This window comes from Sutterella parvirubra YIT 11816 (assembly GCF_000250875.1).
GTDB lineage: Bacteria > Pseudomonadota > Gammaproteobacteria > Burkholderiales > Burkholderiaceae_F > Sutterella > Sutterella parvirubra.
The window spans coordinates 12,326-20,834 of record NZ_JH604948.1 but is presented as its reverse complement, the minus strand read 5'-3'; the positions used below and the strand labels follow the sequence as shown (position 1 = coordinate 20,834).

At 63.5% G+C, this 8,509-nt stretch carries 11 protein-coding genes and 1 tRNA gene; 5 read left to right on the top strand and 7 right to left on the bottom strand.

Annotation, left to right across the window (positions count from 1 at the left end):
- From HMPREF9440_RS11205 to rplU, 4 genes are all read right to left on the bottom strand, one after another.
- Positions 1–1,011: HAD family hydrolase (locus tag HMPREF9440_RS11205; protein WP_148516411.1), on the bottom strand; the 1,011-nt coding region annotated here is incomplete at its 3' end.
- Positions 1,012–1,102: 91 nt separating this feature from the next.
- Positions 1,103–2,170, bottom strand: coding sequence for a GTPase ObgE (gene obgE / locus HMPREF9440_RS04920; protein WP_040763728.1), 1,068 nt, complete (start codon positions 2,168–2,170; stop codon positions 1,103–1,105).
- A 138-nt stretch (positions 2,171–2,308) separates the two neighbouring features.
- Positions 2,309–2,575 carry a 50S ribosomal protein L27 gene (rpmA, locus tag HMPREF9440_RS04915; protein WP_008542058.1) on the bottom strand — a complete coding sequence of 89 codons (267 nt, stop codon included), beginning with the start codon at positions 2,573–2,575 and terminating at the stop codon, positions 2,309–2,311.
- A gap of 34 nt (positions 2,576–2,609) precedes the next feature.
- A complete protein-coding gene (rplU, locus tag HMPREF9440_RS04910; RefSeq protein ID WP_040763724.1) occupies positions 2,610–2,921 on the bottom strand; it encodes a 50S ribosomal protein L21 in 312 nt (103 codons plus the stop codon).
- Positions 2,922–3,323: 402 nt separating this feature from the next.
- Here rplU and HMPREF9440_RS04905 point away from each other — a divergent pair, with 402 nt between their 5' ends.
- The 5 genes from HMPREF9440_RS04905 (at position 3,324) to HMPREF9440_RS04885 (ending at position 6,285) form a co-directional block, all read left to right on the top strand.
- Positions 3,324–4,307 (top strand): polyprenyl synthetase family protein, encoded by a 984-nt coding sequence (locus tag HMPREF9440_RS04905; RefSeq protein WP_040763715.1) that lies wholly within the window; start codon positions 3,324–3,326, stop codon positions 4,305–4,307.
- Between the two features lie 17 nt (positions 4,308–4,324).
- Positions 4,325–4,401, top strand: a tRNA-Pro gene (locus tag HMPREF9440_RS04900).
- A 132-nt stretch (positions 4,402–4,533) separates the two neighbouring features.
- Positions 4,534–5,130 (top strand): dephospho-CoA kinase, encoded by a 597-nt coding sequence (coaE, locus tag HMPREF9440_RS04895; RefSeq protein ID WP_008542052.1) that lies wholly within the window; start codon positions 4,534–4,536, stop codon positions 5,128–5,130.
- 76 nt (positions 5,131–5,206) lie between these two features.
- On the top strand, positions 5,207–5,980 hold the full coding sequence (gene zapD / locus HMPREF9440_RS04890) for a cell division protein ZapD (protein ID WP_008542050.1): 774 nt from the start codon (positions 5,207–5,209) through the stop codon (positions 5,978–5,980).
- A 44-nt stretch (positions 5,981–6,024) separates the two neighbouring features.
- Positions 6,025–6,285 carry a DNA gyrase inhibitor YacG gene (locus HMPREF9440_RS04885; protein ID WP_008542049.1) on the top strand — a complete coding sequence of 87 codons (261 nt, stop codon included), beginning with the start codon at positions 6,025–6,027 and terminating at the stop codon, positions 6,283–6,285.
- Here HMPREF9440_RS04885 and HMPREF9440_RS10985 read toward each other — a convergent pair.
- The 3 genes from HMPREF9440_RS10985 to HMPREF9440_RS12375 all read right to left on the bottom strand — a co-directional run.
- A complete protein-coding gene (locus HMPREF9440_RS10985; RefSeq protein WP_008542048.1) occupies positions 6,272–6,991 on the bottom strand; it encodes a (deoxy)nucleoside triphosphate pyrophosphohydrolase in 720 nt (239 codons plus the stop codon). The genes HMPREF9440_RS04885 and HMPREF9440_RS10985 overlap by 14 nt on opposite strands.
- Complete coding sequence (locus tag HMPREF9440_RS04875) at positions 6,988–8,220, bottom strand: hypothetical protein (protein ID WP_008542047.1); 1,233 nt, start codon at positions 8,218–8,220, stop codon at positions 6,988–6,990. The genes HMPREF9440_RS10985 and HMPREF9440_RS04875 overlap by 4 nt, the downstream gene beginning before the upstream one ends.
- Positions 8,221–8,333: 113 nt before the next feature.
- Positions 8,334–8,509: SEC-C metal-binding domain-containing protein (locus HMPREF9440_RS12375; RefSeq protein WP_008542046.1), on the bottom strand; the 176-nt coding region annotated here is incomplete at its 5' end.

Below are 8,509 nucleotides of genomic sequence, written 5' to 3'. Positions count from 1 at the left end.
ATTCAAAAAAACATCCTCAGAATCAAAACTCATCCCAAGCCAACTAGAGAACCATCTCCTCAAAATCGTTCTATCCCATGTAGACAGATTTTCATATCGATCATCCTCATCAAGCTGATAAATAATTTGCACACCTCTTGAGAGGAAAAGGTATGTCGACTTATTCCCCGGAAACAGGAAGTCGTAAATCTTTTTTAAGACAAAACCATCGCGAGCCACAAAAACAACCTGTGACCCCGGATACCTCTGAGCTTCTTCATGAACATATCGACAAATCGAGGCATAAACCAGAGGAGCCCATGATCGCGCAAAAGATTCCCAATATTCAGAACACTCCTGAGGGCGCCTCTCAGAAATAGCACAGATCAGATCGCGCAATTCCCTATCTTCAAATTTGAGAAGCGCCCTCATAAATCGAGGCTCCCAACTCAATAATTTTCTAAAATTCAAGGGTACATGGACAGCATCAATAAACCTACTCCGTGCCGCAACACAATCTGAATCGTAGTTATCCCCTAAATGTAAAATTCGACTAGGCGATAACGCATACCTTTCAACCAATCGATCAAAAAGGCGTCCAGAAGCCTTTTGAACACCCTCTTCCGAAGACACTATAAGCCCTTCATATCCTGCGTATCCTTCTCTTGCCAAAAGCTTCTCCAGGAAACTCTTTGGCAAATACATATCTGAAACACAGAATATTCTCTTGCCCTGATGAAGCAAATATAAGAACAAATTCAGCAGAGTTGGATTGACAAAACAAACCCTCTCCTCAACTTCTAATTCTTTTTGCAACAACTGAGACTTAATTTCGATCGGGACCTCTAGATATTGATAGATTTCTTGAATAGAGACCTCTTCTTTAGAAGACCTCTTCCGAGCAAAAGCCTCTGCTTTTATTCTTCTTTCTGCAAAGTCAGGCAACCCCAATTCATGCCCAACAATATCGAATACCCCCCTCGGCTCTCCGCAAGCTCTAAATATTAAGGTATCGAAGATATCAAAGGACACGACATCATATTGAGGCGCGACCTTCTTGACGTATTCAACAACAGTTCGCATGAAGCAAAAAAGGGAGATTGCTCCCCCTTTTCCTTAATAATCAGTTCGCCGTCGGATCGAAGCGCTCGTCGCCGAGGAACGCAACCTCTTCGCGGCGCTGTTCGTCGATGAACTGCGCGAGAGCGTTCAGGAGCTCTTCGCAGCCTTCGCGGGTCGCCGCCGAAATGACGTAGACGGGCGTCTCGTCGGTGCCCAATTCCGCACGGTACTTTTCAATCAAAGCCGCACGGTCTTCTTCCGGCACGAGGTCGATCTTGTTCAGAACGAGCCAGCGGGGCTTCGCCGCCAATTCCGGGTCGTACTTTTCAAGCTCCAGCGCGAGCGCCTTCGCCTGCGCGACCGGATCGGTTTCCTCGTCCAGAGGCGCCGCGTCGATCACGTGAAGCAGAACCTTCGTGCGGGCGAGGTGTCGAAGGAACAGGTGGCCGAGACCGGCACCTTCCGCCGCGCCCTCAATGAGGCCGGGGACGTCCGCCAACACGAAGCTCTGCTCCGGACCCACGCGCACAACGCCCAGATGCGGGTGCAGCGTCGTGAAGGGGTAGTCGGCGATCTTCGGGCGGGCGTTCGAGACGGCCGTGATGAAGGTGGACTTCCCGGCGTTGGGCATGCCGAGCAGACCCACGTCGGCCAACACCTTGAGTTCGAGTTCGAGCGAGCGGTACTGCCCGGGCTCGCCCGGCGTCGCCTGCTTCGGGGCGCGGTTCACGGAACTCTTGAAGTGAAGGTTCCCGAGGCCGCCCTTGCCGCCCGCGGCAAGAAGTTGGCGCGCACCGTGCACGTTCAGGTCGGCGACCAATTCGCCCGTGTCGACGTCGCGAACGAGCGTGCCCACGGGCATGCGGAGCTCAATGTCGCTCCCGCCCGCGCCGTAGCAGTCCGCGCCGCGGCCGTTTTCGCCGTTCGGGGCGAAGAACTTGCGCGTGTAGCGGTAGTCGACGAGCGTATTGATGTTGCGGTCCGCAACGGCCCAAACGCTGCCGCCGCGACCACCGTCGCCGCCGTCGGGACCGCCCTTCGGAATGAATTTTTCGCGGCGGAAGCTCGCGGCGCCGTTGCCGCCCTTGCCGCCCTGGACTTCGATCTTGGCCTCGTCGACAAACTTCACGAGAGCACCTCCGGGGAAGAAAATCTTCTCAATCAAAAAAGCCCAGCCGGCCGGACCGCACTGGGCTTTTTCGCGGGTTCGCACGGGAGGCGGCGCAGGCCGCCTCCGTAACCGGACCTTCAGTCTAACCGAGAACGATTAGGCCGCGGTCGTGGGTTCAACGTGCACGTAGTGACGATTGAACTCACCCTTGATTTCGAACTTGACGACGCCGTCGACGAGCGCGAAGAGGGTGTGGTCCTTGCCCATGCCGACGTTGTCGCCGGCATGGAACTTCGTGCCGCGCTGACGGACGATGATGCCGCCGGCGTTGATCGCCGCGTCACCGAAAACCTTCACGCCGAGGCGCTTCGCCTGCGAATCGCGACCGTTGCGGGTGGAGCCGCCGCCTTTCTTATGTGCCATTTTGTCTTCTCTACGAAAAAATCAGGTTCTTGGATTAAGCCGAGATCGCTTCGATCTTGAGCTCGGTGTAGTTCTGACGATGACCGCCCGACTTCATGGAGTGCTTGCGGCGACGGAACTTGAAGATGCGAACCTTTTCGCCGCGGCCGTGCGAGAGCACGGTGGCGGTGACGGTGGCGCCGGCGAGCACCGGGGTGCCGACCTTGAGGCCTTCGTCGCCGCAAACGGCGAGAACTTCGGTGAGGGTGACCTGAGCGCCGGCTTCAACCGCAAGGCTTTCGACCTTGAGCTTGTCGCCGACCTGGACGCGGTACTGCTTACCGCCCGTCTTGATGATAGCGTACATGTAAAACCTCGCCGCTTCGCTTCGGCCCTTCAACGGGGCTTGGTGCGAAGCCTTTTTGTATTCGGTGACGTCCGCGCCGTCCGGAGGACCATCCTCCGCGCACACGACGCACCCAGTGCGTGGAAAGGACGGCATTTTCTCATTGTGAAGAGGGACCGTCAAGCCGAAAGCCCGAATTTTTTGATGACCCCGGCGGTCAACCGCGAAGCGCCTCCCGGAAGGCGCTCCGCCGGGACTCTCCGCGCCGTCATTCTCGAAACCGCGGTGGTGCGGCGGGCCCCTGCGGCTCTTATACTTGGGGGCGCTTTCCGCGGAGACCTTCCGCACTCGTCCCGGGAAGCGGCTCAGAACACCAACCGCGGGCGGTCAGCGACCGCCCGCCGCACCGGAGACCCCTCCAAGATGACCACCTCGCCCCAAGCGGACGTCCGCGCCCTTCTCGCTCCGATCGCCGAAGACATGGCGGCCGTCGACCGCATCATCCGTGAGGAGCTCGCGAGCGACGTGCGCCGCATGCACGAGATCGGCGAGTACATCACGAGCGCGGGCGGCAAGCGCATGCGCCCGGCGCTCCTCATCATGATGGCGCGCGCGTTGGGCTATCAGGGCGACCTCGCCCCGTACCTCGGCGCGACGATCGAGCTGCTGCACACCGCCACCCTCATGCACGACGACGTCGTGGACGAGAGCGACATGCGCCGCGGCCGCCCGACGGCGAACGCCCGCTGGGGAAACGGCGTCGCGGTCCTCGTGGGCGACTTCCTCTACACGCGCTCCTTCCAGATGATGATCCGCGCGGGGAACCTCAAGGTGATGGAGGCGTTGGCGAACGCCGCCAACCGGTTGTCCGAAGGTGAAGTCATCCAAATGGCGAACGCCCACGACCCCTCGGTCGACGAAGAGCGCTACTTCCAGGTGATTGAAAGGAAGACCGCCTGCCTCTTCGAGGCGGCCGCCCGCATGGCGGCGGCGATCGCCGACGCGGACGAAAAGAGCGTCAATGCGCTCGCTGAGTATTGCCTCGCGCTCGGGAACGCCTTCCAGATCGCGGACGACATCCTCGACTATCAGGGGGTGGCGGCCGACATCGGCAAGAACCTCGGGGGCGACCTCCGCGAAGGGAAGATGACCCTTCCCCTCATCTACGCGCGCGAACTCGCCGACGAGGGAGATCGTGCGATGATCGACGAGGCCGTGAGGAAGGGTGACGGAGACTTTGACAAAATTTCCGCCGTCGTGCTAAAGTCCGGTGCTCTTGATCGGTGCAGGGCACGCGCTGAGAAGGAACTGGAACGTGGGCGCGCAGCGCTCTCTCAAATTCCCTCTTCCATTTTCAGCGAAAGTCTGCTAAACTTGTTGTCCTTCACCGTTAAGCGTGATCGATAACGCTGATCGGGAACCCTCGGGGTGTAGCTCAGCCTGGTAGAGTACTACGTTCGGGACGTAGGAGTCGGAGGTTCGAATCCTCTCACCCCGACCAGGATTTTTGAAAAAGGCATCGCACGTGAGTGCGGTGCCTTTTTCTTTTATCAGTTTTTCTCCGTTTCCCTCCGGCGCGCGGGTCTCCCGGCCGGAAGTCTCCGGGGATCCCCTTCACTCGAAGGAGCTCGACATGATTCGTCTCGGCCTCACCGGCGGCATCGGCAGCGGGAAGTCCACCGCGGCGGCGGCCTTCCGAAAGCTCGGCGTCCCCGTCGTCGACGCCGACGCCGTCTCCCGCGAACTTACCGCCCCCGGAGGCGTCGCCGTCCCCGCGATCCGGGAGGCGTTCGGAACCGAGTTCGTGACCGAAGACGGCGCGATGAACCGAGCCGCGATGCGTGAGCGCTTTTTGTCGGACCCTGAGGCGAAGAAGACCCTTGAAGCGATTCTTCACCCGATGATCCGTGCGCAGACCGAGGCCCTCATGGAAGCGGCGAAGGACGCCCCGCTTCTGGTCTACGACTGCCCTCTGCTTCTCGAAAAGCCCGAGTGGCGGAAGGCCGTCGACCAAGTGCTCGTGATCGACCTTGAGCCCGAGCTTCAGATCGAGCGCACCATGGCGCGCTCGGGGCTCTCCCGGGAATCGGTGGAAGGGTTCATGGCGCGCCAACTCCCCCGCGCGGAAAGGCTCGCGGCCGCCGACCACGTCATATACAACGGGTCGGATCCGAAGACACTCGAAGAAAGCGTGGAACTTTTATACAATGAACTCACTTCCGAGCCCTGAGGGCCGGGGATTCGACCGATCCTGAGGCCCTTTTCTCCGTTCCCTCCGTCCTCCACAAGGATTTCAAGGTATTCGCATGAGCGACCAGGACCACATCCTCTACGAATTTCCATGCCATGAGCGGATCCGCATGTTCCTGCGGTTGGAACTCCTTTTCCGCCGCTATGAATGGTTCTGCGGTGAGGACAATCCTTTTGCGCATCATGCGGCGCTCTCGGCGCTCTTTGACCTCGTCGACGCGAGCGCCCGAAGCGACCTCAAAAACGACCTCGTGCAGGAGCTTTCCCGCCTGAGACACGCTCTGCGCATGAAGCTTCCGCACCTCGCGGGGGAAGAGCGCGAAGGGACGGAAAAGACGCTGCGCCAAACGGAAGAGGCCCTCCACGGGATCAACCGCACGCTCGGACGCTCGGCGCAGTACATCCGTGAGAACGAGTGGCTCCGCCTCGTGCGCACCCGCCAGTCCTTGCCGGGCGGCACCTGCGAATTCGACCTCCCGATGCTTCACCATTGGCTCGCGCAGCCTGCGGCCGCGCGCCGCGCCGAACTTCAGGCCTGGGAAGACACGATGACCCCGACGCGCGACGCGATCGCGATCGTCCTCGGGATGCTCCGCTCGGCCGTACAGACGGACGGCGAGGTCACCGCCCACGGGGGCGTGCACCAGCTCCCGCTCACCGGCCGCAACGTCCTTTTGGCGCGGCTTTGGCTTCCCGTCGGGGACGACCTCATCCCCGAGGTGAGCGCCAACAAGTACATGCTCTGGATCCGCTTCTCGCGCCCCGACGCGCAGCGTCGGCTCCACGCCTCCACGGAAGACATCACCTTCCGTCTGGCGCTCTGCGGCTGAATGTAAGCAAGCGGTCACTCCGGCAGAAACAACCACAACAGAAGATGAAAGTACGCTGTCCCACCTGCGGCCGCGAGGCCCTCTACGCCCCTGAAAATCCCTACAGGCCCTTCTGCAGCGAGCGCTGCCGCCTGATCGACTTGGGCGCGTGGTCGAACGACGAATACGTGATCGAAGGGGAGCCGGGTTCCGCCGACCTCCTCTCCCCCGAAGACCTTCAGAGCGCTTCGGAAGAACGTGCGCGCTTGGACGCGAAGGCGCTTCGCGCCGACGCGTCCCCGAAGCGCCGGACTACCCGTCGATGAAGATCCCGTGGGCGCCGCGCGCCCGCCAAAGGGCGACGGCCTCGTCCGTCGCCCCCGGCTCCTCCGTCCCAACCGTCTCGCCCACACCCTCGGCAACCTCCACCAGCACGGGGAGAGGCGGCTCGCCCACGACGTCCCAGTCCGACGCCCGGACGACCGCATAGTCCGCGCCGGCTTCCGCCGCCGCGAGAAGCGCTTCGCGGCTCGCCGCCCGCACGCCGCGCCAGCGGCCCTCCGTCTCAGCCGACCTCAGCACCGCCGGGATCCGCGCGCGCCGGAGCGCCGGGACGGACGCGGGGAGAAGTTCTCCGGGGAGCGCCTCCCCGTCCGCGAACCACCCCCAGGCCTGATTTTCGAGGCTCTGGGGCGCGGCCTCCGGCGAGGCGCACCCCAACCGGAAGTGAAGCCGTACGTGCGCGTGCGGGAAGACCGCCTCCGTCACGTACCAGGCGCGGCTTCCTTCGATCTCAAGACCGAGTTCTTCCCTGAGCTCCCGCACGAGCGCCTCGTGCGGGGTCTCGCCCGGCTCGATCTTGCCGCCAGGGAACTCCCACCAACCCGCATAGGGCTTCCCTTCCGGGCGGGAGTTCAAGAGGATCCGGCCGCGGCCGTCCGACACCACGCCCACCACCACTTCGACGATCTTGGGGGCCGCGCTCTTCACGTCCGCCGGTTTCGCCACATTCGCGTCCTTTGCTTCGGTCATCGTTCCTGCTCCGCCTTCTTGCGGTCGTTCACCGCATCCTTGCTCCGCGCCGTCTCCCGCAGGGGCCAAACGCCCCGCGCGGCTCCGCGTCCGAGCGTAAGCACGCACTCCTGCGGGATCGCCTGCGCCGCAAGAGCGCCATCCATCAGCCTGCCCTCCCGGATGAAGGGCTCCAACCCCATGCGCGAGCGCTCAATCCCCACCAGGGGCGTCGCCGCCATCGCGCGGAAGAGGATCTCGGCCCTGGTGGAAGGCGGCAGGTTGGGCGACGCGTGAAGTCTCGTCAGCGTCCTCGTCCAGACGCGCGCCGCGGCGGCCGCCTCCGTGAGGTCCGCCGCGCCCTCGATGGTGAGGGTCGGCACGGGCCCCTGCGGGGCGCAGGCGGCCCTCAAAAGCATCTCGGTTCCGACGCGAAGCGCCGTCCTCAAGGTCTCCACGCGCCCGTCCGCGGGCGCGGCTTCCGGCCCCGGCGCGGCGGAGAGGATCAGCACGGTGTCCCCCGGGTGCGCATCGCCCGTCATCGCCCAGGCGTCCGGCCCCGCCGTCCAGAGGTCGTCGATGAGTTCCTCGGCCGCGCCGCGCCCGAGCGGCACGTCGCTCACCCAAACCATCACGGCAGGGTCGGGCCAGAACCAACCCGCGACGCGCACTTCGCCCCCGGCATCCATGAAGGGGAAGGCGACGTGGAAGGGTTCCGACGGGTGTCGCCGTTGCGGGGCGGCAGGCTTACGGTTCTGAAGCCTCTCGTCGGCAGGCAGCTCCGTCAGCGTCTGAGCGGCCACGGTCATGGGCCCCGCGGCGGGAACGCCCGCCGTGGGCCCCACGCACGCGACGAGGGCGTCGGGGAGTCCCACGGAACCGCCCATCGCCGACACCGCATCGACGAAGCCGCGCGAGAGCGCGCCTTCGCCCGTCGCGGCGCTTCCCGCCGCGACGATGAGTCCGAAGGGCGGCACCTCTTCGGAGAGCCGTTCGGTGAGGCGCTCGGGCGCGCCCGCCCCGAAGGCAGGCGTCGCGTGTCCGCGCACGCGGCCCGCGGCGACCGACGCGTCGAAGACCCAGAGGAGCGGATCTCCTGAGGGCGCGTGCGCGGTGCGCACGCGCAGCCCCGGGATGCCGCAGGCCGTGGGGAACGGCTGGAGCGGCGTGAGGGTCTCACGGGAGGCCGAAGGCTCGGGAGAGGCCTTCTCCCCTTGTGCGGTCGGGGGCTTGCGCTTCCAAAACATCATCAGATCTGGGAAATGGTGGGGCTCACAAAGCAAAACCCGCCGTAGGGTCACACCCCGCGGCGGGCTTTGGGCAAAAGCCGGAGGCCGGGCCTCCGGCGGTCGTCCGGGACGGCTTAGGAGAGCTTCCCGTGGCAGTCCTTGAACTTGCGGCCCGAGCCGCAGGGGCAGGGATCGTTGCGGCCGACGTGGGCGAAGAGGCGGCGGCGCTCTTCTTCCGTCATCGAAGCGTCCAAGGCGCTCTCGCCCGGGTGCGCGGCGGTCGTCCCTTCGAGGCGGGCTTCGCCCGCCT

Bases quoted from the DNA above. Each gene is read 5' to 3' on its own strand.
- HMPREF9440_RS04885 (WP_008542049.1), top strand. From the start codon at position 6,025: ATGAAAGTACGCTGTCCCACCTGCGGCCGCGAGGCCCTCTACGCCCCT.
- rpmA (WP_008542058.1), bottom strand. From the start codon at position 2,575: ATGGCACATAAGAAAGGCGGCGGCTCCACCCGCAACGGTCGCGATTCG.
- HMPREF9440_RS10985 (WP_008542048.1), bottom strand. From the start codon at position 6,991: ATGACCGAAGCAAAGGACGCGAATGTGGCGAAACCGGCGGACGTGAAG.
- coaE (WP_008542052.1), top strand. From the start codon at position 4,534: ATGATTCGTCTCGGCCTCACCGGCGGCATCGGCAGCGGGAAGTCCACC.
- rplU (WP_040763724.1), bottom strand. From the start codon at position 2,921: ATGTACGCTATCATCAAGACGGGCGGTAAGCAGTACCGCGTCCAGGTC.
- HMPREF9440_RS04905 (WP_040763715.1), top strand. From the start codon at position 3,324: ATGACCACCTCGCCCCAAGCGGACGTCCGCGCCCTTCTCGCTCCGATC.
- HMPREF9440_RS04875 (WP_008542047.1), bottom strand. From the start codon at position 8,220: ATGATGTTTTGGAAGCGCAAGCCCCCGACCGCACAAGGGGAGAAGGCC.
- zapD (WP_008542050.1), top strand. From the start codon at position 5,207: ATGAGCGACCAGGACCACATCCTCTACGAATTTCCATGCCATGAGCGG.